Source organism: Streptomyces sp. NPDC092952 (assembly GCF_044754785.1).
Taxonomy (GTDB): Bacteria; Actinomycetota; Actinomycetes; order Streptomycetales; family Streptomycetaceae; genus Streptomyces.
The window spans coordinates 550978-573687 of sequence record NZ_JBIVPT010000001.1; the positions used below are offsets into that span (position 1 = coordinate 550978).

The following is a 22710-nucleotide window of genomic DNA, read 5'->3' on the forward strand; positions in this document are numbered from 1 at the left end:
GAAGCGAAAGGGGCACGCACGGTGTCCAAGGGCAGCTCGGGAATCGTGGCCGGGCTCACCGCGGCGGCACTGGCCGCGGTCGGGTTCCTGGCCTTCCAGGCGTCGGCCAACGTCCCCGACAACCTCGCGGCCCCCCAGCCCTCCGCGTCCGGCGCCGTTCCGGCCACCGACGACGCCAAGCCCAAGGAGAAGAAGCCGCGCCCGGCCGCGCTCCCCGAGGACTCCGGCACCGGGCAGCGGGTCGTCTACGCCCTGGAGAAGCGGCGGGTCTGGCTCGTCGACGCGGCCGGGAAGGTGCTGCGGACCTTCCCGGTGATGCCGAGCGCGCTGAGCCCGAAGCCGGGTTCGTACGAGGTGGGCACCCGCCAGGGCCCCGCGACCAAGGGCTCGGACGGCGTGATGATCGAGCACGTGGTGCGGTTCGCGCTGGTGGACAACGTGTCCGTCGGGTTCAGCGCGGCGGTGGACGGCACGATGGAGAGCCCGGACCCGGCGCTGCGGACGGGCGGCGTGCGGATGGCCCGGGAGGACGGCGACGTCATGTGGGACTTCGCCATAGGGGGTACGAAGGTGATCGTCACCCCCTGAGCACAGCCCCGGGCACGCCCCGAGCGCGTCCCGCCGGGGCGCCTCTCAGGAAGCGCGCTCCAGGCCCGGCCCCGGCGAACGGGGCGCGGGGGCGGCGGCAGCGGCGGGCTCGGACCCGGCTGCCGGGGTCTCCTCCGGCCCGTCCGCCGACGGCGGCGTGGAGACCGCCGTGGCCGCGGCACAGGCCGCCAGCAGGTCCTTCATCGATGGCGGCGGCGGCACTTCATGTTCTGCGGACGTCGTCATGGATGCCTCCTGAGGCTCCGGTGGAAGGCGTGGTTAGGCAGACCTAACCGCGCTCTCGCCATCCATGTCACCACGCCCGCCCCGCCACGCGCAACAATATGCCGACAGCCTGTCGGAATCCGGTACCGCGCCCGGCCTCAGACCTCGCGCAGCCCCGCCCAGCGGGCGCCGGTCCCGATCAGGGTCACCGCGCGCCGCTCGTCGTCCGTGTCGCCGACCGCGCGTTCGATGACCACCCGCAGGCGGTCCTCGGACAGCTCCTCCACCTTGCCGTCGCCCCACTCCACGACCACCACCGAGTCCGGCAGCGACACGTCCAGGTCCAGGTCCTCCATCTCGTCGAGCCCGCCGCCCAGGCGGTAGGCGTCGACATGGACCAGGGCCGGCCCGCCGGTCAGCGACGGGTGGACCCGGGCGATCACGAAGGTCGGGGAGGTCACCGCGCCGCGCACGCCCAGCCCCTCGCCGAGCCCCCGGGTCAGCGTCGTCTTCCCGGCGCCCAGCTCGCCGCTGAGCATCACGAGGTCGCCGGGGCGCAGGACCGCGGCGATGCGGCGGCCCAGCTCACGCATCTGTTCGGGTGACTCGACGGCCAGGTCCACGGTGACGGCGTCCGGCGCGGCGGGGCCGTCCGGCTCAGTCGTCCCGGTCTCCGTGCTGATGTGCGGTGCTTCCATGTCCGCCCACGTTAGTCGCTGCCGGTACCGCCCCGATGCGTACCAGCAGGTCCGCCAGCCGGTCCGTCACCGTCTCGGGGTGCTCCAGCATCACCAGGTGGCCGGCGTCCGGCACGATGACCAGCTCCGCGTCCGGGAGCTGGTCCGCGATGGTCTCGCTGTGCGAGCTGGGGGTGATCAGGTCCTTGTCGCCCGCCAGGATCAGCACCGGGACGGACCGGAAGGCGGGCAGCGCGGCGCTCTCGTCGTGCTCGGTGAAGGCGGGGTAGAACTCGGCGACCACGTCGATCGGGGTGGACTCGATGAGCCGCTCGGCGAACCGTTCCACCGCCGGGTCGACGTCCCGCGAACCGAACGAGTACCGCTTGATCAGCCCGGCGAAGAGGTCGGCGGTGGCCCGGCGGCCCCGCTCCACCAGCTCCGCCTGCGAACCCAGCGCCCGGAGCACCCCGGGCAGCACCCGCCGCACCGCGTTCACGCCCGCGACCGGCAGCCCGTAGGTGACCTCGCCGAGCCGCCCGCTGGACGTGCCGACGAAGGCGACCGCGGCGACCCGGTCCCGGATCAGCCCGGGGTACCGGGCGGCGAGCGCCATCATCGTCATGCCGCCCATCGAGTGCCCGACCAGCACCAGCCTGCCCTCGGGGGCCGCCGCGTCGATGACCGCCTTCAGGTCCCGGCCCAGCCGGTCGATGCCGAGGGGGACGCCGTCCGCCTGGGCCCGGCCCCGCTCGGAGCGGCCGTGGCTGCGCTGGTCCCAGTGGACGGTGCGGACCAGGCCGCGCAGCGCCGCCCGCTGGAAGTGCCAGGAGTCCTGGTTGAGGCAGTAGCCGTGGCTGAAGACCACGGTGACCGGGACGGGGTCCTTGCGGCCGAAGAGCCTGCGGCGGCGGGTGCCCGGGGCGGCGGCCCCGCCGGGGGTCTCCGGGGCGCCGTCCGGGGCGACCTCGTCGACCTCGTAGTACAGCTCGGTGCCGTCGTCGGCGGTGGCCCGGCCCGGCAGCCCGCGCAGCGAGCCGTAGGGGCCGGTGGCGTCCAGCGTCAGCCTGGCCCGCTTCCGCATGCTCCGGCCGACGGTGAGCCGTTCGACGGCGACACCGGCGGCGGCCCCGGCCGCGAGCACGCCTATGGCGGCACCGGCGATGCCCGCCCGGCGCCAGCCGACCGCGGCCGCCGCCGTCGCGGCCGCGTCCCCCGCAGCGCTCTCGCTCACCGTGCCGTGCTCCTTGTCGTGTCCGTCGGGCCGGGCCCGGTGCCTCAGGCGGTGGCGTGCAGATGGACCCTCGGTACGCGGGTGCCGATCCGGGTGACGATCTCGTACGCGATCGTGTCGGCCGCCACCGCCCAGTCCTCGGCGGTGGGCTCGCCCCGGTCGCCCGCGCCGAAGAGCACCGCCTCGCTGCCGACCTCGACCACGTCGCCGCCGAGGTCGACGACGAACTGGTCCATCGCGACCCGGCCCGCGACCCTCCGGACGGCGCCGCCGACCAGGACCGGGCCCCGGCCGGAGGCGTGGCGCGGTATGCCGTCCGCGTAGCCGACCGGGACCAGGCCCAGGGTGGTCTCGGCACCGGTCGTGTAGTGGTGGCCGTAGCTGATCCCGTGCCCGGCCGGCACCCGCTTGACCAGGGCCACCGAGGCGACCAGCCGCATGACCGGGCGCAGCCCCAGCTCGGCCGGGGTGCCCAGCTCCGGGGCGGGCGAGACGCCGTACATCGCGATCCCGGTCCGCACCAGGTCGAAGTGGGCCTCGGGGAGCGTCAGCGTCGCCGGGGAGTTGGCCATGTGGCGCACCTCGGGCCGGACGCCCGCCTTCTCGGCGTACGCCACCATGTCCCGGAAGGCGGTGAGCTGGGCCTGGATCGAGGGGTGGCCGGGCTCGTCGGCGCAGGCGAAGTGGGACCACAGGCCGGTGATCCTGAGGGAGCCCGCCTCCTCGGCGGCGCGGGCGGCGCCCACCAGCTCCGGCCAGTCGGCGGGCTGGCAGCCGTTGCGGCCCAGGCCCGTGTCGGCCTTGAGCTGGACGCGGGCCGGGACGCCGGCCTCCGTGGCCGCGGCGACGACCTCGCGCAGCGCCCACATCCCGCTCACCGACACGTCGATGTCGGCCTCGATCGCCTCGCGCCAGGGCCCGCCCGGCGTCCACAGCCAGCACATCACCCGGCCGCCGAGCCCGGCCGCCCGCAGCGCGAGCGCCTCGTGCGGGGTGGCGGTGCCCAGCCAGGTCGCCCCGGCCTCCAGCGCGGCGCGGGCGCAGGGCACCGCTCCGTGCCCGTACGCGTCGGACTTGACGACGGCCATCAGCTGCGCGCCCCCCGCACGGGCGCGCAGCGTACGCACGTTGGCGCGCAGTGCGTCGAGGTCGATCTCGGCCCGGGCTCTCAAGGACGCTGTCTCGTTCATCGCGCCCAGTCTCTCAGAGCGCGGCGGCGGGCCCCGCTCAGCGGTGGTGGCGCAGCTCGTGCTCCAGATGGTCGACGAGGACCGGGACGTGGCTGTGGGCCACGTCCTTGACCGCGGTGACCAGGGTCACCGGGCCGCCCTCCTCGACGAGTTCGACCAGTTCCCGGACGGCGGCCCCGTGGACCGGGTCGGTCAGTTCGGTGCGGTAGCGCTCGGCGAACTCGTCGAAGCGGGCGCCGGTGCGGTCCGCGTGGTACCAGGAGCGGAGCTCGGACGAGGGGGTCACGTCCTTGAGCCACTTGTCGATCGCGGCCCGCTCCTTGGACTCGCCGCGCGGCCAGAGCCGGTCGATCAGGACCCGGGTCCCGTCGGCGTCCTCCTTCGGCTCGTACACCCTGCGTACGCGTACGTCGCTGCTGGTCACGGCGGGCCTCCCGCTGCCTCGGGGTCTGCGGCCAGGATCGCTCAGGCCCGTACGTCCCGCCAGGCCGCCGGGATCGCGTCGGCGACGTCCTGGGCGGCGACCGGGCCGCCGTCCGAGGCGTGGCGGGCGGCAAGCCCGTGCAGGTGGGCGCCGACGGACGCGGCGTCGCGCGGGCCGAGCCCGGCGGCCAGCAGGGAGCCGGTCAGCCCGGAGAGCACGTCGCCGCTGCCCGCCGTGGCCAGCCAGGACGTGCCGGTCGGGTTGACCCGCACCGGGGCGTCCGGGTCCGGGGCGGCGACCAGCGTCGTCGAACCCTTGAGCAGGACCGTGGCCCGGTAGCGGGCGGCCAGCTCCCGTACGGCGGTGAGCCGCCCCGCCTCGACCTCCTCGCGGGCGGCGCCGAGCAGGGCCGCGGCCTCCCCGGCGTGCGGGGTGAGCACGGTCGGGGCGGTGCGCGCCCGGACCGCGGCGACGTCCAGCAGCCGCAGCCCGTCCGCGTCCACCAGCACCGGGACCTCGGCGGCCAGCACGTCGCGGACCGCGCCCTCCGCCTGCGGGCCGTCACCGAGCCCGGGGCCGACGACCCAGGACTGCACCCGGCCCGCCCCGGACGGCGGTCCGGCGTGCACCAGGGTCTCCGGATGGCGGGCGATCACCGCGTCCGCGCCCGGACCGACGTACCGCACCGCACCGGCCCCGCCCCGCAGCGCCCCGGAGACGGCCAGCACCGCCGCGCCCGGGTAGCGGGCCGACCCTGCGACGATCCCGACGACCCCGCGCCGGTACTTGTCGCTCTCGGCGGCCGGGACCGGCAGCAGGGCCGCGACGTCCGCGTACTGGAGCGCCTCCAGCTCGGGCACGGCGGGCAGCTCGGGGCCGAGCCCGATGTCGACGAGGTGCAGCGCCCCGGTCCGCTCGGCGGCCGGATCGACGAACAGGCCCGGCTTGTACGTGCCGAAGGTGACCGTGACATCGGCGCGGACCGCCTCGCCGCGCACCTCCCCGGTCCCGGCCTCGACCCCGCTGGGCAGGTCCACGGCGACCAGGGGCGCGCCGGTCGCCGCCAGCGCCCGCACCGCCTCGGCGGCCTCCTGACGCAGCCCGCCCCGGCCGCCGATGCCGGTGATCCCGTCCACCACCAGGTCGACGCGGCCGCCCCACGGCTCCGGTTCGGCGGCGGTCGCGGTGCGTCCGCCGGCCGCGCGGAGCGCCGCCAGGCCGCCGGGGTGGGCACGGTCGGGCGTGATGAGCACGGCGCGCACGCCGGCGCCCCGGCGGGCGAGGAGCGCGCCCGCGTACAGCGCGTCGCCCCCGTTGTCGCCGCTGCCGACCAGGAGGACGACCCGGGCCCCGTACACCCGGCCGTGCCGCCGCAGCACATCGGCGCAGACGGCGGCGAGCCCGGCGGCGGCCCTCCGCATCAGGGTGCCTTCGGGGAGCCGTTCCATGAGGGCCCGCTCGGCGGCCCGTACGGTCTCGACGCTGTGGGCGGTACGCATGTGCTCAACCCTCCGCGACAACCACCGCCGACGCCACTCCCGCGTCGTGGCTCAGCGAGACGTGCCAGTGCCGTACGCCCAGCTCGGCGGCGCGGGCGGCGACCGTGCCCCGGACCCGCAGCCGGGGCTGCCCGCTCTCCTCGACGTACACCTCGGCATCGGTCCACAGCAGCCCGGCGGGGGCGCCGAGCGCCTTCGCCAGGGCCTCCTTGGCGGCGAACCGGGCGGCGAGCGAGGCGACCCCGCGCCGCTCGCCGCTGGGCAGCGTCAGCTCCCGTTCCACGAAGAGCCGGTCGGCCAGCTGGGGCGTACGCTCCAGCGCCGCGTCGAACCGTTCGATCTCGGCCACGTCGATCCCGACCCCGATGATCACGCGTCTTCCCCTCGTCCCTCTCCGGCCCGCCCACCGGCGCACCGGGCTACTCCACGGTCACGGACTTCGCCAGATTGCGCGGCTGGTCCACGTCGTTGCCGCGGGCCCTGGCCAGCTCGCAGGCGAAGACCTGGAGCGGCACGGTCGAGACCAGCGGCTGAAGAAGCGTAGGCGTAACGGGGAGCCGGATCAGATGGTCGGCGTACGGGACGACCGTCTCGTCGCCCTCCTCGGCGATGACGATGGTGCGGGCGCCGCGCGCCCGGATCTCCTGGATGTTCGAGACGATCTTGTCGTGCAGCACCGACCGGCCGCGCGGCGCGGGCACCACCACGACGACCGGCAGCCCCTCCTCGACGAGCGCGATCGGCCCGTGCTTGAGCTCCCCGGCGGCGAACCCCTCGGCGTGCATGTACGCCAGTTCCTTGAGCTTCAGCGCGCCCTCCAGGGCCACCGGGTAGCCGACGTGGCGGCCCAGGAAGAGGACGGTGCCCCGGTCCGCGAGGGAGCGGGCGAGGTCCCGTACCGGCCCCATGTCCGCCAGGACCCGTTCGACGGCGCCGGGGACCGTGGCGAGCTGGCGGACGACGGTGCGGATCTCGTCGCCCCACTTCGTGCCCCGGACCTGGCCCAGGTAGAGGGCGACCAGGTAGCAGGCGACGAGCTGGGTGAGGAACGCCTTGGTGGAGGCGACGGCGACCTCGGGCCCGGCGTGCGTGTAGAGCACCGCGTCGGACTCGCGGGGGATGGTGGAGCCGTTGGTGTTGCAGATCGCGAGGACCCGGGCGCCCTGCTCGCGGGCGTGGCGCAGCGCCATCAGGGTGTCCATCGTCTCGCCGGACTGCGAGATCGCGACGACCAGGGTGCGGTGGTCGAGGATCGGGTCGCGGTAGCGGAACTCGCTGGCCAGCTCGGTCTCGCAGGGGACGCGGGTCCAGTGCTCGATGGCGTACTTGGCGATCATCCCGGCGTGGAAGGCGGTGCCGCAGGCCACGATGACGATCTTGTCGACCTCGCGCAGCTCGTGCGGCGGGATGCGGACCTCGTCGAGGCGGAGCGAGCCCTCGCCGTCGGTCCGGCCGAGCAGGGTGTCGGCGACGGCCCGGGGCTGCTCGGCGATCTCCTTGTCCATGAACGAGTCGTGGCCGCCCTTCTCTGCGGCGGAGACGTCCCAGTCCACGTGGTACGCGCGGACCTCGGCGGGCCGTCCGTCGAAGCCGGTGACGGTGATCCCCTCCCGGCGCAGCTCGACCACCTGGTCCTGGCCCAGCTCGATCGCGGAGCGGGTGTGCGCGATGAACGCGGCGACGTCGGAGGCCAGGAACGCCTCGCCCTCCCCCACCCCCACCACCAGCGGCGAGTTGCGCCGCGCCCCGACCACCGTGTCCGGCACGTCCGCGAAGACGGCGACGAGCGTGAAGGCGCCGTCGAGGCGGCGGCAGACCAGGCGCATCGCCTCCGCCGGATCGGCGCAGACGGAGTAGGCCTCGGCCAGCAGATGGGCGACGACCTCGGTGTCGGTCTCGGAGGCCAGTTCATGGCCGCGGTCGGCGAGTTCGGCGCGCAGGGCGGCGAAGTTCTCGATGATCCCGTTGTGCACGACGGCGACCCGGCCCGCGTTGTCCAGGTGCGGGTGGGCGTTGGCGTCGGTGGGGGCGCCGTGGGTGGCCCAGCGGGTGTGCCCGATGCCGGTGGTGCCGGCCGGGAGCGGGGCCTCGTTCAGCGCCTTCTCCAGGTTGACGAGCTTGCCGGCCTTCTTCGCGGCGGCCAGCCCGCCGTCCGCGAGCACGGCGAGCCCCGCCGAGTCGTAGCCCCGGTACTCCAGGCGTTTCAGGCCCGCGAGGACGATGTCCTGCGCCGACTGCCCGCCCACGTAACCGACGATCCCGCACATACCAGCCCCTTCTCCACCAATCCGCCTCTTTTCCTTCGCATCGTCGCAGAAGACCCGCCGGACGTCGGGGAGGACGGCGCCCCGTGAACCTTTCCGCCCCCGGCGGGGAACAGGGGATGACACGCCCGCCCGCCCAACCCAGGAGCCGATGTGACCGGACCACCGACGGGCCCGCACGACGACGCCGAGCTCGTCGCGCGGTCGATCGAGGAGCCCGAGGCGTTCGCGGGCCTCTACGACCGCCACGCGCCGGAGATCCACCGCTACGCCGCCCGCCGCCTCGGGGAGGGCACGGCGGACGACATCACGGCGGACACCTTCCTCGCCGCCTTCCGGGCCCGGCACCGCTACGACACCGCCCGCCGCAGCGCCCGCCCCTGGCTGTACGGCATCGCCGCGAACCTGATCGGCAAGCACCGGCGCGGCGAGGAGCGCGCGCTGCGGGCCCTGGCCCGTACCGGCCGCGACCCGGTGGCCGACTCCTGGAGCGAGCACGTGGACGAGCGGATCGCCGCCCGGGCCCCCCTGGCCGCCGCGCTCGCCAGGCTCTCCCCCGGCGACCGCCATGTGCTGCTGCTCGTCGCCTGGGCCGACCTCGGGTACCAGGAGGTCGCCGAGGCCCTGGGCATCCCGCTCGGCACCGTACGGTCCCGGCTCAACCGCGCCCGCCGCAAGGTCCGCGAGGCCCTCGGCGCGGACCCCACGTTCACGCCCGACGCCATGGAGCTGACCTCGTCATGGACGAAATGACCCGGCTGCGCGAGTTCCGCGCCGACGCGCCCGCTCCCGACCGCACGGCGCTCGCCCCGGGCCGCCGGCGGCTCGTCGAGGCCGCCGCACCGGGCCGCCCCCGGCACCCGTGGGCCCGGCGGCGGACCGTCGCCGTCGTGGCGGCCGCGGCGCTCACCGTGGCGGCGGTGCTCGGCACCCAACTCTGGGACACCGCGCCGGACCGCTCGGGGCCCGCCTCGACCGCGGAGCCGCTCCGGCTGACGAGCGCGGCCGAGGTGCTGAACCGGGCCGCCGACGCCCTGGAGAGGCTGCCCGTCCCGCCGGAGCCGCTCGACCACCAGTGGATCTACACCAGGACGACGAGGGTGAGTGCCACGAACGGGCCGGACGGCACCCAGGGCACCGATTCGGACACCGCCGACTCCTGGGTCCCGTACGACAACTCCGCCGCGGCCGAGCACGGCAAGGACACCGACTACCGCACGGCCCGACAGGTCTACCGCGCCGCGAACGCCCTGCCCGACGACCCGGCGCGGCTGCTGGCGGGGATCCGCCGCCTCTACCCGACCGGCCACACGGCGGAGAACCCGCCCGAGGGCAGGGCGCAGCACAGCTTCCGCGCGATCAGCCTGGTCGCCGGGACGTACCCGATCGCCCCGGCCGCCCTCGCCCGGGTCTACCGGGCCATGGCGACCATCCCCGGCGTCCGCGTCACCGGCCACCTGGTGAAGGACGCCGCCGGGCGCGAGGCCATCGCCATCACCCGGAAGGAGGACGTCGGCCACGACCAGCGGGAGATCCTGCTCGACCCGCGGACCTTCGACTACCTCGGCGAGCGTTTCGTGGTGGCCGAGGACTACACGTTCGTGTTCCCCGGCAAGGAGGGGCAGAAGCCGCCGCCGATCGCGTTCAAGGCGGGGCAGATCACCCTCAGCGAGGCCCGCGTCAGGGGCGCCGTCGTGGACCGCAAGGGGCAGAAGCCCTGACTTGGCGGGGTGGTGTCCGCCACGGGGGTGCGGACACCACCCCGCAGCCGACGGCCAGTGCCCCCGGGTGCATCATGACGGCACGGCGACGTCCGTACGGGTCCGCCGTCCGAGCACCTGGGGGGTGTGTGCGCATGTCCGGCACCGAGGAAGAGCAACCGGAGACCGCGCCACAGCGGCCGGCCTGGGACCTCAGGTCCCTCCCGCCGCACCCCGCCCCGCCGCCTCCCCCGCAGAGGTTCCGGATGCCGATCTGGGGCGGCGTCCTGGTGGGCGTGGCCATCGGCGCGGTCCTGGTGGTCGTCGTCCCGTTGGCCCTGGTCGTCGGGCTCTTCTTCCTGCGCTACCTCAACGTCCCCCCGGAACCGGACGGCGCCCCGGTCACACTGTCCTCGGACGAACTGACCGGGACCTGGCAGGACGACCGGGGCGGAATCCTCGTCCTCGCCGCGGACGGCACCTTCAGCTCCACCCAGGTCTGCGGCGACTACGTCGACTTCGACAACAACCTCCACGCCGGCTTCGACCTCCCGTCCAGGCTCTCCGCGTCGGGGAAGTGGGACGCCGGCGATTCGACCAACGAGGAGGGGGCCACCTCCGTCGACCTCGGCTTCACGTACGGCGACGGGGAGATCAGCGGCTTCTACGACGCCAGGAGCGACGGCGTCCCCGTCCTGTGGACGTACGTCGGCGACCCCGACGACGGGAAGCTCTGCGTGCTCGAAAAAGCGGACTGAGCGGCGGACCGCAAGGCGACGCCCCGGCGTACCCCACGTGACCGAGCCCACCCCCCGCCGCGTCAAAACTCCCGCAACAATGAACCCGTGATCACTTCGCCGCCACGGAGCACCCACCGACGCGCCGAGCACGCGGCGACGCCGTACGTCGACCTGTCCCGCGCCGAGTGGAGCGCGCTGCGCGACAAGACGCCGCTGCCGCTGACCGCCGAGGAGGTCGAGCGGCTGCGCGGCCTCGGCGACGTCATCGACCTCGACGAGGTACGGGACGTCTACCTGCCGCTCTCCCGGCTCCTCAACCTCTACGTCCAGGCCACCTCGGGGCTGCGCGGCGCGCTGAACACCTTCCTCGGCGACGCGGGCAACGGCCACGGCGCCCAGAGCGGCACCCCGTTCGTCATAGGCGTCGCGGGCAGTGTCGCGGTCGGCAAGTCCACCACCGCGCGCATCCTCCAGGCGCTGCTGGCCCGCTGGCCCGAGCACCCCCGCGTCGAGCTGGTGACCACCGACGGCTTCCTGCTGCCGATGAAGGAGCTGAGGGCCCGCGGCCTGATGTCCCGCAAGGGCTTCCCCGAGTCGTACGACCGGCGCGCCCTGACCCGCTTCGTCGCCGACATCAAGGCCGGCAAGGACGAGGTGACGGCGCCCGTCTACTCCCACCTGATCTACGACATCGTGCCGGACGAGCGGCTCAGCGTGCGCCGCCCCGACATCCTGATCGTCGAGGGGCTCAACGTCCTCCAGCCCGCGCTGCCCGGCAAGGACGGCCGCACCAGGGTCGGTCTCGCCGACTACTTCGACTTCAGCGTGTACGTGGACGCCCGCACCGAGGACATCGAGAGCTGGTACCTCGACCGCTTCCGCAAGCTGCGCGACACCGCGTTCCAGGACCCGTCGTCGTACTTCCGCAGGTACACCCAGGTCTCCGAGCGGGAGGCCATGGAGTACGCGGCGACGATGTGGCGCACCGTCAACCGGCCCAACCTGGTGGAGAACGTCGCCCCCACCCGGGGCCGCGCCACCCTGGTGCTCCGCAAGGGCCCCGACCACAAGGTCCAGCGGCTCTCCCTGCGCAAGCTCTGACCCGGATGCTTCCGCCGGGCGGTCCGCCCGGCGGAAGCACGGCTCTCAGCCCAGCGCGGACTTCACCACGTCGGCCAGCCGCTCGGCGACCGCGCGGGCCTGCTCGATGTCGGCGGCCTCGACCATGACCCGCACCAGCGGCTCCGTGCCCGACTGGCGCAGCAGCACCCGGCCGGTGGAGCCCAGCTCGGCCTCGGCCTCGGCGACGGCGGCGGCGATCTCCGGGGAGCTGCCGACCCGGGACTTGTCGACGTCCCGGACGTTGATCAGCAGCTGCGGCAGCCGCTGCATGACCCCGGCCAGATCGGCGAGCGTACGGCCGGTGGCCGCGACCCGGGCCGCGAGCAGCAGCCCGGTCAGCGTGCCGTCGCCGGTGGTGGCGTGGTCCAGCACGATGACGTGGCCGGACTGCTCGCCGCCGAGCGCGTAGCCCTCGGCCTTCATCGACTCCAGTACGTAGCGGTCGCCGACGGCGGTCTGGACGAGCTGGATGCCCTCCCGCTCCATCGCGATCTTGAAGCCGAGGTTGGACATCACGGTGCCGACCACGGTGTCCTTGCGCAGCTGCCCGTTCTCGCGCATGGCGAGGGCCAGGACCGCGAGGATCTGGTCGCCGTCGACCTCCTCGCCGGAGGCGTCCACGGCCAGGCAGCGGTCGGCGTCGCCGTCGTGCGCGATGCCGAAGTCGGCGCCGTGCTCGACGACGGCGGCCTTCAGCGGCTCCAGGTGGGTGGAGCCGCAGCCGTCGTTGATGTTCAGGCCGTTCGGGTCGGCCCCGATGGTGATCACCTCGGCGCCGGCCCGGGCGAAGGCCTCCGGCGAGACCCGGGCGGCCGCGCCGTGCGCCTCGTCGAGCACCACCTTCAGCCCGTCGAGCCGGTTCGGCAGGACCGCGACCAGGTGGGCCACGTAGCGGTCGAAGCCCTCCGTGTACTCGGTGACCCGCCCCACTCCGGCGCCGGTCGGGCGCGCCCACGGCTCACCGCCCCGGTGCTGCCGGTACAGCGTCTCGATCCGGTCCTCCAGCTCGTCGGAGAGCTTGTGACCGCCGCGGGCGATGAACTTGACACCGTTGTCCGGCATGGAGTTGTGGCTCGCCGAGAGCATCACCCCGAGGTCGGCGCCCAGCGCCCCGGTGAGATACGCCACCGCCGGGGTGGGCAGCACACCGACGCGCAGGACGTCCACGCCCGCGCTGGCGAGCCCGGCCACCACCGCCGCCTCCAGGAACTCCCCGGAGGCGCGTGGGTCCCGGCCCACCACGGCGGTCGGCCGGGCCCCGTCATGGGTGCCGTTCTCTGCGAGAACATGCGCCGCAGCGACCGAGAGACCGAGCGCCAGCTCGGCCGTCAGATCCGCATTGGCGACACCGCGCACACCGTCCGTGCCGAAGAGTCGTCCCACTGGTGTCCTCCGAAGATGCTCCGAAACCGCACAACCAAATCAACCAAAGCGGCACGGCACACGGCGCGCACAACACCGCGTACCCACCACCGGTTCGTACGACGCCACGTGATCGACGCAACGCCGTACAAAAAAGCCCATGAACGGCTTATGCCGTTATACGCCTGGGGATGCCGATAAACGAACGCCCCGGCGGGCACGAGGTGTGCCGCCGGGGCGAACGTGAACAGCAGGTGAGCAGGCGGATTAGCGCTTGCTGTACTGCGGGGCCTTGCGGGCCTTCTTGAGACCGGCCTTCTTGCGCTCGACCGCACGGTCGTCGCGGGAGAGGAAGCCGGCCTTCTTGAGCGCGGGACGGTTGTTGTCCACGTCGGCCTCGTTCAGCGCACGGGCGACGCCGAGGCGCAGGGCACCGGCCTGACCCGAGACGCCGCCACCCGAGATGCGGGCGATGACGTCGTAGCGGTCGTCGAGCTCGAGCACCTTGAAGGGCTCGTTGACTTCCTGCTGGTGCACCTTGTTGGGGAAGTAGTCCTCAAGGGTACGACCGTTGATCTTCCACTTGCCGGAGCCCGGAACGATCCGGACACGGGCGATGGCGTTCTTCCGACGGCCCAGGCCGGCGGCGGGCTGCGGGTCGCCGAAGCGGGAGGCCAGCGACTCGCTGGTGTACTCGCCCTCGACGGGAACCTCGGACTCGAAGGTGGTCACCTCGGCGAAGATCTCCTCGCCCTCGGTGCCCTCGACGGGGTTCTCAACAGTGGTCTCGGCCACGATTCTCCTCAGATCTTTCTTTTGGTCTTAGGGGGAGGCCGGAACTACTGCGCGACCTGGGTGATCTCGAACGGGACCGGCTGCTGAGCAGCGTGCGGGTGCTGGTCGCCCGCGTAGACCTTGAGCTTCGAGATCACCTGACGGCCCAGGCTGTTCTTGGGGATCATGCCCTTGATGGCCTTCTCGACAGCCTTCTCGGGGCTCTTGGCGAGCAGCTCGTCGTAACGGACGGAGCGGAGACCACCCGGGAACCCGGAGTGGCGGTACGCCATCTTCTGGGTCTTCTTGTTGCCGGACAGGTGAACCTTGTCGGCGTTGATGATGATGACGAAGTCGCCCATGTCCATGTGGGGGGCGTAGATCGCCTTGTGCTTGCCGCGGAGGAGGTTCGCCGCGGTGCTGGCCAGACGGCCCAGGACGACGTCCCGCGCGTCAATGATGTGCCACTGGCGAGTGACATCGCCGGGCTTGGGGCTGTACGTACGCACTTCGTAGCCTTCGCTTCTTCAGTGGATGGGGTCCATACACACGACACCTCTGAAGCGATCATGCAGCTGGGGCCCGCAGTGCCGGGAACACCGCCCGTATGCGAGCCACTGGTAACTGCTCCAGAGAACTAGCGCAAGGGCTCTTCGCGTGAGAACACGCAGCCCATACGCATAACAACCGTCGACACTACCCGTCCGGCCCCGGACGGGTCAAAACGTGCCGCGTCCGCCCTATCGTGCCCGCTCCACCCGGCGCTCGTCCCACACCGGCTCCCGCGTCTCGCGCACGACCCCGTCCGAGCCGAAGACCAGATAGCGGTCGAAGGACCGGGCGAACCAGCGGTCGTGGGTGACCGCGAGCACCGTCCCCTCGTACGCCTCCAGCCCCTCCTGGAGCGCCTCGGCCGACTCCAGGTCCAGGTTGTCCGTCGGCTCGTCCAGGAGCAGCGCGGTCGTACCGGCCAGTTCCAGGAGCAGGATCTGGAACCGGGCCTGCTGCCCGCCGGACAGCTTCTCGAAGGGCTGGTCGCCCTGGCGCTCCAGCTCGTAGCGGCGCAGTACGGACATGGCGCCGCCGCGGTCCTTGGCGTGCTCCTTCCACAGGATCTCGACCAGCGTGCGGCCCAGCAGCTCGGGGTGGGCGTGGGTCTGCGCGAAGTGGCCGGGCACGACCCGCGCGCCCAGCTTCCAGGTGCCGGTGTGCGCCACGTCCTCACCGGCCAGCAGGCGCAGGAAGTGCGACTTGCCGGAGCCGTTGGAGCCGAGGACGGCGACCCGTTCCCCGTAGTAGATCTCCAGGTCGAACGGCTTCATCAGCCCGGTCAGCTCAAGGTTCTCGCAGGTCACGGCCCGTACGCCGGTACGGCCGCCGCGCAGCCGCATGCTGATCTCCTGCTCGCGCGGCGGCTCCGGGGGCGGTCCCGCGTCCTCGAACTTCTTGAAGCGGGTCTGCATCGCCCGGTAGCGGGAGGCCATGTCGGGGCTGTTAGCCGCCTGCTGCCGCAGCCGCAGGACGAGGGCCTTCAGCCGGGCGTGCTCCTCCTCCCAGCGCCGCAGCAGCTCCTCGAACCGGGCGAACCGGTCCTTGCGCGCCTGGTGGTACGTGTCGAAGCCGCCTCCGTGCACCCAGACGTCGCTGCCGGCCGGGCTCGGCTCCACGCTGACGATCTTCTCGGCGGCCCGGGAGAGCAGTTCGCGGTCGTGGGAGACGAAGAGGACCGTCTTGCGGGTCTCCTTCAGCCTCTCCTCCAGCCACCGCTTCCCGGGCACGTCGAGGTAGTTGTCCGGCTCGTCCAGGAGCAGCACCTCGTCGGGCCCGCGCAGCAGCGCCTCCAGCACGAGCCGCTTCTGCTCACCGCCGGAGAGCGTGCGCACCTCGCGCCACTGCGCCTTCTCGTACGGGATGCCGAGCGCGGCCATGGTGCACATGTCCCAGACGGTCTCGGACTCGTAGCCGCGCGCCTCCGCCCAGTCGCTGAGCGCCTGCGCGTACGCCATCTGCGCGGCCTCGTCGTCGACGGTGAGGATCAGCTCCTCGGCCCGGTCGACCGCCAGGGCCGCCTCCCTGATGCGCGGCGGGGCGACGGAGACCAGCAGGTCCCGTACGGTCCGCCCGTCCCGTACGGAGCCGACGAACTGCGGCATCACGCCGAGCCCGCCGCTCACCGAGACGGAGCCGCCCTGCGGCTGGAGGTCCCCGGCGAGCAGCCTGAGGAGCGTCGTCTTGCCCGCGCCGTTGGCCCCGACCAGCGCGACCACCGCACCGTCCGCCACCCGGAACGACACGTCGCCCAGCAGCACCCGCCCGTCCGGCAGGTAGTACTCCAGATGGCCCGCTTCGAGATGTCCCATACGCATCATTGTCACGGGCCGCGAAGCCCTGGCCCAACCGGTTTATACCTCCTCTAGGATTCGCCCCATGAGCTATGGGCAAGGGGGGCCCTTCGGGGGGCCAGGGGGTTCGCGGACTCCCGACTGGGCGGCGATGGCCGACGCGTCCGCCGCGCGCAACCGGCGCAAGAAGTGGCTGCTGATCGGTGGCGGCGTGCTCGCCACCGCGGCGATCGGCGCGGCCGTGGCCGCGGCGGTCATCTCGACGAACAACAACGACACCACCCATGGCTCGGGCAAGAACGCGAGCCAGCTTCCCGCACCGAGCGATCTGCCGGAGGAGACGGCCCAGCCCGAGCCGTCCTTCTCCTCGGTGGCCCCGCCGCCCCCGCCCGACCCGAAGGACTACGTGTCCGACGCGAAGAAGGACCGGGCGCCGATCACCGTCGACGCGTTCTTCCCCGGCAAGGGGCTCACCATGGGCGACCGCGTCTACACCAAGGGGGCGACGCAGCAGACGAAGAGCTGCGCCGCGACGACGAAGGGCGCGCTGGGCCCGATCCTGGTGAACAACGGCTGCGAGCAGGTGATCCGGGCCACGTACAGCAAGGACGGCGTCGCCGTCACCGTCGGCCTCGCGGTGTTCCGGACGGAGGCACAGGCGAAGAAGGCGGCCCGGCAGTCGAGCGGCAGCATCGCCACCCTGCCCGGCGCGGGCGTGCCGGCCTTCTGCCCGGCCGGATCGGTCTGCCGACGCACCGCCAACTCCTACGGCCGCTACGCCTACTTCGCGATCAGCGGCTTCACCAACGGCAAGAGCGTCACCACGGCCGACAAGAACGTCTACGCCACCGGTGACGACCTGACGAACTTCACGTTCCGTCAGATCCGTCACCGCGGCGAGCTCCAGGCCTCGGCGGCGGCCACCGCCCAGGCCGGTTCCGACTGACGGCCCCGGCGGCCCTGACGGCGGATCAGCAGCAGCCCGAGCCGGGGAGCGTGCGCACATTGCGCGCCTCCTCGGCGCGGGCGGCCAGCAACCCGTCGGCCGGGTAGGCCACTTCCTCCAGCGTCAGGCCGTGCGGACGGACCACGTGGACGCCGGGGTCGCGCACCCGGGCGGCGAGCACCTGGGCGGGCCATTCGGCCGGCCGGCGCCCGTCGCCCACGAAGAGCGCGGCCCCGATCAGCGCGCGCACCATGTTGTGGCAGAACGCGTCCGCCTGCACGGTCGCCGTCATGATCCCCGTCGCCGGGTCCCGCTCCCAGCTCAGCCTCTGGAGCGTCCGGATCGTCGTCGCGCCCTCGCGCTTCTTGCAGTACGCGGCGAAGTCGTGCTCCCCGGTCATCCGGACGGCCGCCGCGTTCATCGCGTCCACGTCCAACGGCCGGTCGTGCCACAGCACATGACCCCGCACCAGCGGGTCCACCCCGCCGGGCGCGTCGCAGACCCGGTACGCGTACCGGCGCCACAGCGCGGAGAACCGCGCGTTGAACCCGGCGGGCGCCGGTGCGATCCGCCGGATGCGGACATCGGGCGCCATCCGCCCGGCCATCCGCCGCAGCAGCTTGTCCCCGTGCTCCGCCCACACCTCGTCCGGCAGGTCGACATGGGCGACCTGGCCCCGGGCGTGCACCCCGGCGTCGGTCCGCCCGGCCACGGTCAGGTCGTACGTCCGCGCGGACCGGGTCACCGTCCGCAGCGCGTCCTCGATCTCCCCCTGGACGGTCCGCCGGGAGGTCTGCTTCGCCCAGCCCGAGAAGTCCTTGCCGTCGTACGCCAGGTCCAGCCGTACCCGTACGGAGCCGGGCTCCACCTCGTCACTCACCCCAGGGTCCCTTTCCGCGGGTTCTCACAGCTGCTCGCAGGTGCATACGGAACGGGCCCGCACCGCCCCGAAGGGTGGTGCGGGCCCGTCCTGCGGTCTCAGAACGCTCAGGCGTCCTTGGACTCGGCGTCGTCGGCCGGCTTGGCGTCCTCGACGGCCTCGGTCTCGGCGGCGTCCTTCTTGAGGGCGTCCTCCTTGACCGCGCGCTTCGTGGCGGCCTCGGCCTCACCGGTGGCCTCCTGGGCCACGGTCAGCGCCTCGACCAGCTCGATGACGGCCATCGGGGCGTTGTCGCCACGACGGTTGCCGATCTTGGTGATACGGGTGTAACCACCGGGGCGGTTCTCGTACCGCGGGGCGATCTCGGTGAAGAGCGTGTGGACGACGCCCTTGTCCGTGATCGACTGCAGCACCAGGCGACGGTTGTGGATGTCGCCCTTCTTCGCCTTGGTGATGAAACGCTCGGCGACCGGACGCAGGCGACGGGCCTTGGCCTCGGTCGTGGTGATGCGGCCGTGCTCGAACAGCGACTTCGCGAGGTTGTTGAGAAGAAGCTTCTCGTGCGCGGCGCTGCCGCCCAGACGGGCACCCTTGGCGGGCTTCGGCATGGTGTTTCTCCTTGTGTGCTGCACCGGCCGTGTCAGGTACCGGTGTCAGTTCCCACGCGGCGGACGCCGCGTGGAAGACCATGGCCCCGGCCGGGCGGAAGGCCCGGCCGGGGAGGTGGATCAGTACTGCTCGGTCTCCACGAAACCGGCGTCCGCGTCGTCGTCGGCGCCGAAGGCGTCGGCGGCGGCGGTCGGGTCGAAGCCGGGAGGCGAGTCCTTCAGCGCCAGGCCCATACCGGCCAGCTTCGCCTTGACCTCGTCGATCGACTTCGCACCGAAGTTGCGGATGTCGAGCAGGTCGGCCTCGGAACGGGCGACGAGCTCACCCACGGAGTGGATGCCCTCGCGCTTGAGGCAGTTGTACGAGCGGACCGTGAGCTCCAGCTCCTCGATCGGCAGCGCCAGATCGGCGGCGAGCGCGGCGTCCGTCGGCGACGGGCCCATGTCGATGCCCTCGGCGTCGATGTTGAGCTCGCGCGCCAGGCCGAACAGCTCGACCAGGGTCTTGCCGGCCGACGCCATGGCGTCACGGGGACGCATGGCCTGCTTGGTCTCGACGTCGACGATCAGCTTGTCGAAGTCGGTGCGCTGCTCGACACGGGTCGCCTCGACCTTGTAGGTGACCTTGAGCACCGGCGAGTAGATCGAGTCGACCGGGATACGGCCGATCTCCTGGCCCGCCTGCTTGTTCTGGACGGCGGAGACGTAGCCGCGACCGCGCTCGACGGTCAGCTCCATCTCCAGCTTGCCCTTGCCGTTGAGCGTGGCGAGGACCAGGTCCGGGTTGTGCACCTCGACACCGGCCGGCGGCGCGATGTCCGCGGCGGTGACCAGGCCGGGGCCCTGCTTGCGCAGGTACATCACGACCGGCTCGTCGTGCTCCGAGGAGACGACCAGCTGCTTGATGTTGAGGATGAGGTCGGTCACGTCCTCCTTGACGCCCGGCACGGTGGTGAACTCGTGCAGGACACCGTCGATCCGGATGCTGGTGACAGCGGCACCGGGGATCGAGGAGAGGAGCGTGCGGCGCAGGGAGTTGCCGAGGGTGTAGCCGAAGCCCGGCTCCAGCGGCTCGATGACGAACCGGGAGCGGAACTCGTCGACGACCTCTTCGGTCAGCGAAGGACGCTGAGCGATAAGCATGAGGAAAATCCTTCAGTCGTGGGCACCCACTATTTGATGCCCGACAGATGAAACAAGGATACGGGCGGCATGCCCCGGAAGGGACATACCGCCCGCACCCGCGTCATGGACGCACGGCCGTCACCGGCCGTGACGGATCAGACGCGACGGCGCTTCGGCGGACGGCAGCCGTTGTGCGGCGTCGGGGTGACGTCCTGGATCGAACCGACCTCCAGGCCGGTGGCCTGGAGCGAACGGATCGCGGTCTCGCGGCCGGAGCCCGGACCCTTCACGAAGACGTCGACCTTGCGCATGCCGTGCTCCTGCGCGCGGCGGGCGGCCGACTCGGCGGCCATCTGCGCGGCGAAGGGAGTGGACTTGCGCGAGCCCTTGAAGCCGACGTGGCCGGCGGAGGCCCAGGAGATCACGTTGCCCGAGGGGTCCGTGATCGAGACGATGGTGTTGTTGAACGTGCTCTTGATGTGCGCGTGGCCGTGAGCGACGTTCTTCTTTTCCTTGCGACGCACCTTCTTGGCTGCGCCCTGACGACCCTTGGGGGGCATGTCTTGACTCCAGATGGAGAGGGGAGGTGATCGGTCCTACAGCGAAGACCGCTGGTTGCTGCGGGTGCCCGGTGGCCGGACGACCGCAGTGCGTCCGCTGAGGACTACTTCTTGCCCGGCTTCTTCTTACCGGCGATCGCGCGACGCGGGCCCTTGCGGGTACGAGCGTTCGTGCTGGTGCGCTGGCCGTGGACCGGCAGACCGCGGCGGTGACGCAGACCCTGGTAGCAGCCGATCTCGACCTTGCGGCGGATGTCGGCCTGGATCTCGCGGCGGAGGTCACCCTCGGTGCGGAGGTTGGCGTCCACGTACTCGCGGATCTTGACCAGGTCCTCTTCGGCCAGGTCGCGAACACGGGTGTTCGGGTTCACGTCCGTGGCGGCGAGGATCTCCTTGGACCGGGTGCGCCCGATGCCGAAGACGTAGGTGAGGGCGACCTCCACGCGCTTTTCGCGCGGGATGTCAACACCTGAAACGCGTGCCATTCAATGGCTCCAGTTGTTCGTTCGGGGGTCTTCCACAGTGCCGCTCCTGATCGCCGACCTCTCGGGAGGAGAGGTGGTACGCCCAGGTCCCCGGCCCCCGCCGGAGGTGTCGTCAGCCGAAGCGTGGACGGACTCTGCGTATGTACGTATTACGTGCGTCGCGCGAAGTACTGCGAGATGCAGGTGGTCGTGCGTCAGCCCTGGCGCTGCTTGTGGCGCAGGTTGTCGCAGATGACCATGACCCGACCGTGACGGCGGATCACCTTGCACTTGTCGCAGATCTTCTTGACGCTCGGCTTGACCTTCATGGGATGTCAGGTTCTCCGGGTCAGTGCCGTCGCCTCGCGGATGCGGGGCAGAGGCAAGATCTACTTGTAGCGGTAGACGATCCGGCCACGCGTCAGGTCGTACGGAGAGAGCTCCACGACGACCCGGTCATCCGGAAGGATTCGGATGTAGTGCATCCGCATCTTGCCGCTGATGTGCGCGAGGACCTTGTGACCGTTCTGGAGTTCCACCTTGAACATGGCGTTCGGGAGGGACTCGATCACGGTGCCCTCGATTTCGATGGCACCTTGCTTCTTGGCCACGCTTCGCCTTTCGAATCGGCTACCTTGATCGACTCTCGGCATCGCATGCGGACATACCGATGCACGACAGCCGACGAGTCAGTCTACGTCAGCGGACCTCAAAAGACGAATCCGTCAAGTTTGCCCAGCCGGAGAGATCCTTAGACCTCGGTAAAGCCCCGGCTTCGGCCCGCCGCGCCGGGCTCCGCCCGACCGCCCGCCGCTCAGCCCAGCGGGTCCGGCGCCGCCTCGATCCCGGCCCCTCCCCCACGCGGCCCTCGCGGGCTCGGCGCCGGAGCGCCTCACGGGCTTCGGCCCGCCGCGCGGGCTCCGCCCCGCGATCCCGGCTCAGCCCAGCGGGTCCGGCGCCGCCTCGATCCCGTACTGGGCCAGCTTCTCGCGGCCGCAGTCGGGGGCGGTGAGGACCAGGGGGCCCTGTTCGGTGAGGGCGATCGAGTGCTCCCAGTGGGAGGACCAGGTGCCGTCCGTCGTGATCACGGTCCAGTCGTCCTGGAGCACCTCGGTCCGCGCCGTGCCGAGCGAGACCATCGGCTCGATGGCGAGGCAGACGCCGGGGACCAGCTTGATGCCCTTGCCGCGCTTGCGGGCGACGTAGTTCAGCAGGTGCGGGTCCATGTGCATCTCGGTGCCGATGCCGTGGCCGCCGTAGTCCTCGATGATCCCGTACTTGCCGGTGGCGGGGCGGGGCTGGCGGCGGATGTAGGACTCGATCGCCTTCGAGATGTCGACGAGGCGGTTGTTGACCTTCATCGCGGCGATCCCGGCCCACATCGACTCCTCGGTCACCCGGGAGAGCTCGATCAGCTCCGGAGCGTGTCCGGTGCCCACAAAAGCGGTGTACGCGGCGTCGCCGTGCCAGCCGTCGACGATCGCGCCGGCGTCGATGGAGATGATGTCGCCGTCCTTGAGGACGGTCTTCTCGTCCGGGATGCCGTGGACGACGACCTCGTTGACCGAGGTGCAGATCGTCGCGGGGAAGCCGCCGTAGCCGAGGAAGTTCGACTTCGCGCCGTGGTCGGCGATCACCTTGCGGGCGACCTGGTCGAGGTCGTGCGTGGTGGCGCCGGGCACCGCCGCCTCGCGGGTGGCCGCGTGAATGGCAGCGACCACCAGCCCCGCCTCACGCATCTTGGCGATCTGCTCGGGGGTCTTGATCTGCACCATTGCACGGCGCCTCTCTGCGTCGGCCCGTCGATCCTTGTCGAACGGGGATGTCTGCGGCGTACCCGTTCCACGATACGGCGCACGCAGTCGGGGGGGGGGGGGGGCGGGGGCCCCCCCCCCCCCCGCCCGCCGGGGGGGGGGGGGCGGGGGCGGGGGGGGGGCCTAGGCCCGAGCCAACCCCCCCCCCCCCACACCGGTGCGAACGCCGCCG

General features: G+C 72.2%; 26 protein-coding genes. 6 read left to right on the forward strand and 20 right to left on the reverse strand.

Features of this window, described 5'->3' with window-relative positions:
• Nucleotides 1-21 precede the first annotated feature (21 nt).
• The gene (locus ACIQGQ_RS02435; protein WP_402389688.1) at nucleotides 22-588 is read left to right on the forward strand and encodes a L,D-transpeptidase; all 567 of its coding nucleotides are present in this window, start codon (nucleotides 22-24) and stop codon (nucleotides 586-588) included.
• A gap of 45 nt (nucleotides 589-633) precedes the next feature.
• Here the strand turns inward: ACIQGQ_RS02435 and ACIQGQ_RS02440 are convergent, their stop codons facing one another.
• The 8 genes from ACIQGQ_RS02440 to glmS form a co-directional block, all read right to left on the reverse strand.
• Complete coding sequence (locus ACIQGQ_RS02440; RefSeq protein ID WP_402389691.1) at nucleotides 634-834, reverse strand: hypothetical protein; 201 nt, start codon at nucleotides 832-834, stop codon at nucleotides 634-636.
• Between the two features lie 137 nt (nucleotides 835-971).
• A complete protein-coding gene (gene tsaE, locus ACIQGQ_RS02445) occupies nucleotides 972-1511 on the reverse strand; it encodes a tRNA (adenosine(37)-N6)-threonylcarbamoyltransferase complex ATPase subunit type 1 TsaE (protein WP_402389694.1) in 540 nt (179 codons plus the stop codon).
• The gene (locus tag ACIQGQ_RS02450) at nucleotides 1471-2724 is read right to left on the reverse strand and encodes an alpha/beta fold hydrolase (protein WP_402389696.1); all 1254 of its coding nucleotides are present in this window, start codon (nucleotides 2722-2724) and stop codon (nucleotides 1471-1473) included. Before ACIQGQ_RS02450 ends, tsaE begins: the two co-directional genes overlap by 41 nt.
• Before the next feature lie 44 nt (nucleotides 2725-2768).
• Nucleotides 2769-3914 (reverse strand): alanine racemase, encoded by a 1146-nt coding sequence (alr, locus tag ACIQGQ_RS02455; RefSeq protein ID WP_402389698.1) that lies wholly within the window; start codon nucleotides 3912-3914, stop codon nucleotides 2769-2771.
• A gap of 37 nt (nucleotides 3915-3951) precedes the next feature.
• Entirely contained in the window at nucleotides 3952-4338 is a 387-nt protein-coding gene (locus ACIQGQ_RS02460; protein ID WP_402389701.1) for a DUF488 domain-containing protein, read from the reverse strand.
• 41 nt (nucleotides 4339-4379) lie between these two features.
• Entirely contained in the window at nucleotides 4380-5837 is a 1458-nt protein-coding gene (locus ACIQGQ_RS02465) for an NAD(P)H-hydrate dehydratase (protein WP_402389704.1), read from the reverse strand.
• A 4-nt stretch (nucleotides 5838-5841) separates the two neighbouring features.
• Nucleotides 5842-6210 carry a holo-ACP synthase gene (locus ACIQGQ_RS02470; protein ID WP_402389706.1) on the reverse strand — a complete coding sequence of 123 codons (369 nt, stop codon included), beginning with the start codon at nucleotides 6208-6210 and terminating at the stop codon, nucleotides 5842-5844.
• A 46-nt stretch (nucleotides 6211-6256) separates the two neighbouring features.
• Nucleotides 6257-8104: a glutamine--fructose-6-phosphate transaminase (isomerizing) gene (glmS, locus tag ACIQGQ_RS02475; protein WP_402389709.1), complete on the reverse strand. Its 1848-nt coding sequence runs from the start codon at nucleotides 8102-8104 to the stop codon at nucleotides 6257-6259.
• A gap of 150 nt (nucleotides 8105-8254) precedes the next feature.
• Here glmS and ACIQGQ_RS02480 point away from each other — a divergent pair, with 150 nt between their 5' ends.
• From ACIQGQ_RS02480 to coaA, 4 genes are all read left to right on the forward strand, one after another.
• Nucleotides 8255-8854, forward strand: a complete 600-nt coding sequence (locus ACIQGQ_RS02480; protein ID WP_402389711.1) for an RNA polymerase sigma factor — start codon at nucleotides 8255-8257, stop codon at nucleotides 8852-8854.
• Nucleotides 8842-9822, forward strand: coding sequence for a CU044_5270 family protein (locus tag ACIQGQ_RS02485; protein WP_402389712.1), 981 nt, complete (start codon nucleotides 8842-8844; stop codon nucleotides 9820-9822). The genes ACIQGQ_RS02480 and ACIQGQ_RS02485 overlap by 13 nt, the downstream gene beginning before the upstream one ends.
• Nucleotides 9823-9956: 134 nt before the next feature.
• On the forward strand, nucleotides 9957-10559 hold the full coding sequence (locus ACIQGQ_RS02490; protein WP_402389715.1) for a hypothetical protein: 603 nt from the start codon (nucleotides 9957-9959) through the stop codon (nucleotides 10557-10559).
• Between the two features lie 87 nt (nucleotides 10560-10646).
• Nucleotides 10647-11642, forward strand: coding sequence for a type I pantothenate kinase (gene coaA, locus ACIQGQ_RS02495; protein ID WP_402389717.1), 996 nt, complete (start codon nucleotides 10647-10649; stop codon nucleotides 11640-11642).
• A gap of 45 nt (nucleotides 11643-11687) precedes the next feature.
• On the opposite strand, the gene glmM is transcribed toward coaA, so the two are convergent.
• The 4 genes from glmM to ACIQGQ_RS02515 form a co-directional block, all read right to left on the reverse strand.
• Nucleotides 11688-13046: a phosphoglucosamine mutase gene (glmM, locus tag ACIQGQ_RS02500; protein ID WP_402389719.1), complete on the reverse strand. Its 1359-nt coding sequence runs from the start codon at nucleotides 13044-13046 to the stop codon at nucleotides 11688-11690.
• A 246-nt stretch (nucleotides 13047-13292) separates the two neighbouring features.
• Nucleotides 13293-13820 carry a 30S ribosomal protein S9 gene (rpsI, locus tag ACIQGQ_RS02505; protein ID WP_352281038.1) on the reverse strand — a complete coding sequence of 176 codons (528 nt, stop codon included), beginning with the start codon at nucleotides 13818-13820 and terminating at the stop codon, nucleotides 13293-13295.
• Between the two features lie 44 nt (nucleotides 13821-13864).
• Complete coding sequence (gene rplM, locus ACIQGQ_RS02510) at nucleotides 13865-14308, reverse strand: 50S ribosomal protein L13 (protein ID WP_366297201.1); 444 nt, start codon at nucleotides 14306-14308, stop codon at nucleotides 13865-13867.
• 231 nt (nucleotides 14309-14539) lie between these two features.
• Nucleotides 14540-16168 (reverse strand): ABC-F family ATP-binding cassette domain-containing protein, encoded by a 1629-nt coding sequence (locus ACIQGQ_RS02515; protein WP_402390297.1) that lies wholly within the window; start codon nucleotides 16166-16168, stop codon nucleotides 14540-14542.
• Nucleotides 16169-16226: 58 nt separating this feature from the next.
• Here ACIQGQ_RS02515 and ACIQGQ_RS02520 point away from each other — a divergent pair, with 58 nt between their 5' ends.
• On the forward strand, nucleotides 16227-17087 hold the full coding sequence (locus tag ACIQGQ_RS02520) for a hypothetical protein (protein WP_402389724.1): 861 nt from the start codon (nucleotides 16227-16229) through the stop codon (nucleotides 17085-17087).
• 25 nt (nucleotides 17088-17112) lie between these two features.
• On the opposite strand, the gene truA is transcribed toward ACIQGQ_RS02520, so the two are convergent.
• From truA to map, 8 genes are all read right to left on the reverse strand, one after another.
• Complete coding sequence (gene truA, locus ACIQGQ_RS02525) at nucleotides 17113-17967, reverse strand: tRNA pseudouridine(38-40) synthase TruA (RefSeq protein ID WP_402389726.1); 855 nt, start codon at nucleotides 17965-17967, stop codon at nucleotides 17113-17115.
• Nucleotides 17968-18074: 107 nt separating this feature from the next.
• Nucleotides 18075-18575 (reverse strand): 50S ribosomal protein L17, encoded by a 501-nt coding sequence (gene rplQ / locus ACIQGQ_RS02530; RefSeq protein WP_352281028.1) that lies wholly within the window; start codon nucleotides 18573-18575, stop codon nucleotides 18075-18077.
• 120 nt (nucleotides 18576-18695) lie between these two features.
• The gene (locus ACIQGQ_RS02535) at nucleotides 18696-19718 is read right to left on the reverse strand and encodes a DNA-directed RNA polymerase subunit alpha (protein WP_024755423.1); all 1023 of its coding nucleotides are present in this window, start codon (nucleotides 19716-19718) and stop codon (nucleotides 18696-18698) included.
• Between the two features lie 137 nt (nucleotides 19719-19855).
• Complete coding sequence (rpsK, locus tag ACIQGQ_RS02540; protein ID WP_003956432.1) at nucleotides 19856-20260, reverse strand: 30S ribosomal protein S11; 405 nt, start codon at nucleotides 20258-20260, stop codon at nucleotides 19856-19858.
• Between the two features lie 104 nt (nucleotides 20261-20364).
• Nucleotides 20365-20745: a 30S ribosomal protein S13 gene (gene rpsM, locus ACIQGQ_RS02545; protein WP_148838713.1), complete on the reverse strand. Its 381-nt coding sequence runs from the start codon at nucleotides 20743-20745 to the stop codon at nucleotides 20365-20367.
• 194 nt (nucleotides 20746-20939) lie between these two features.
• Entirely contained in the window at nucleotides 20940-21053 is a 114-nt protein-coding gene (gene rpmJ / locus ACIQGQ_RS02550) for a 50S ribosomal protein L36 (RefSeq protein ID WP_003956441.1), read from the reverse strand.
• A gap of 60 nt (nucleotides 21054-21113) precedes the next feature.
• Nucleotides 21114-21335, reverse strand: coding sequence for a translation initiation factor IF-1 (infA, locus tag ACIQGQ_RS02555; RefSeq protein WP_003956442.1), 222 nt, complete (start codon nucleotides 21333-21335; stop codon nucleotides 21114-21116).
• Nucleotides 21336-21662: 327 nt separating this feature from the next.
• Nucleotides 21663-22499, reverse strand: a complete 837-nt coding sequence (gene map, locus ACIQGQ_RS02560) for a type I methionyl aminopeptidase (RefSeq protein WP_366297204.1) — start codon at nucleotides 22497-22499, stop codon at nucleotides 21663-21665.
• Nucleotides 22500-22710: the final 211 nt, after the last annotated feature.

What these genes read in the sequence shown, in the direction of transcription:
- ACIQGQ_RS02440 (WP_402389691.1), bottom strand. Translation starts at nt 834, where the DNA reads ATGACGACGTCCGCAGAACATGAAGTGCCGCCGCCGCCATCGATGAAG.
- tsaE (WP_402389694.1), bottom strand. Translation starts at nt 1,511, where the DNA reads ATGGAAGCACCGCACATCAGCACGGAGACCGGGACGACTGAGCCGGAC.
- alr (WP_402389698.1), bottom strand. Translation starts at nt 3,914, where the DNA reads ATGAACGAGACAGCGTCCTTGAGAGCCCGGGCCGAGATCGACCTCGAC.
- ACIQGQ_RS02465 (WP_402389704.1), bottom strand. Translation starts at nt 5,837, where the DNA reads ATGCGTACCGCCCACAGCGTCGAGACCGTACGGGCCGCCGAGCGGGCC.
- glmS (WP_402389709.1), bottom strand. Translation starts at nt 8,104, where the DNA reads ATGTGCGGGATCGTCGGTTACGTGGGCGGGCAGTCGGCGCAGGACATC.
- ACIQGQ_RS02485 (WP_402389712.1), top strand. Translation starts at nt 8,842, where the DNA reads ATGGACGAAATGACCCGGCTGCGCGAGTTCCGCGCCGACGCGCCCGCT.
- ACIQGQ_RS02490 (WP_402389715.1), top strand. Translation starts at nt 9,957, where the DNA reads ATGTCCGGCACCGAGGAAGAGCAACCGGAGACCGCGCCACAGCGGCCG.
- ACIQGQ_RS02515 (WP_402390297.1), bottom strand. Translation starts at nt 16,168, where the DNA reads ATGATGCGTATGGGACATCTCGAAGCGGGCCATCTGGAGTACTACCTG.
- ACIQGQ_RS02520 (WP_402389724.1), top strand. Translation starts at nt 16,227, where the DNA reads ATGAGCTATGGGCAAGGGGGGCCCTTCGGGGGGCCAGGGGGTTCGCGG.
- rplQ (WP_352281028.1), bottom strand. Translation starts at nt 18,575, where the DNA reads ATGCCGAAGCCCGCCAAGGGTGCCCGTCTGGGCGGCAGCGCCGCGCAC.
- ACIQGQ_RS02535 (WP_024755423.1), bottom strand. Translation starts at nt 19,718, where the DNA reads ATGCTTATCGCTCAGCGTCCTTCGCTGACCGAAGAGGTCGTCGACGAG.
- rpsK (WP_003956432.1), bottom strand. Translation starts at nt 20,260, where the DNA reads ATGCCCCCCAAGGGTCGTCAGGGCGCAGCCAAGAAGGTGCGTCGCAAG.
- rpsM (WP_148838713.1), bottom strand. Translation starts at nt 20,745, where the DNA reads ATGGCACGCGTTTCAGGTGTTGACATCCCGCGCGAAAAGCGCGTGGAG.
- rpmJ (WP_003956441.1), bottom strand. Translation starts at nt 21,053, where the DNA reads ATGAAGGTCAAGCCGAGCGTCAAGAAGATCTGCGACAAGTGCAAGGTG.
- map (WP_366297204.1), bottom strand. Translation starts at nt 22,499, where the DNA reads ATGGTGCAGATCAAGACCCCCGAGCAGATCGCCAAGATGCGTGAGGCG.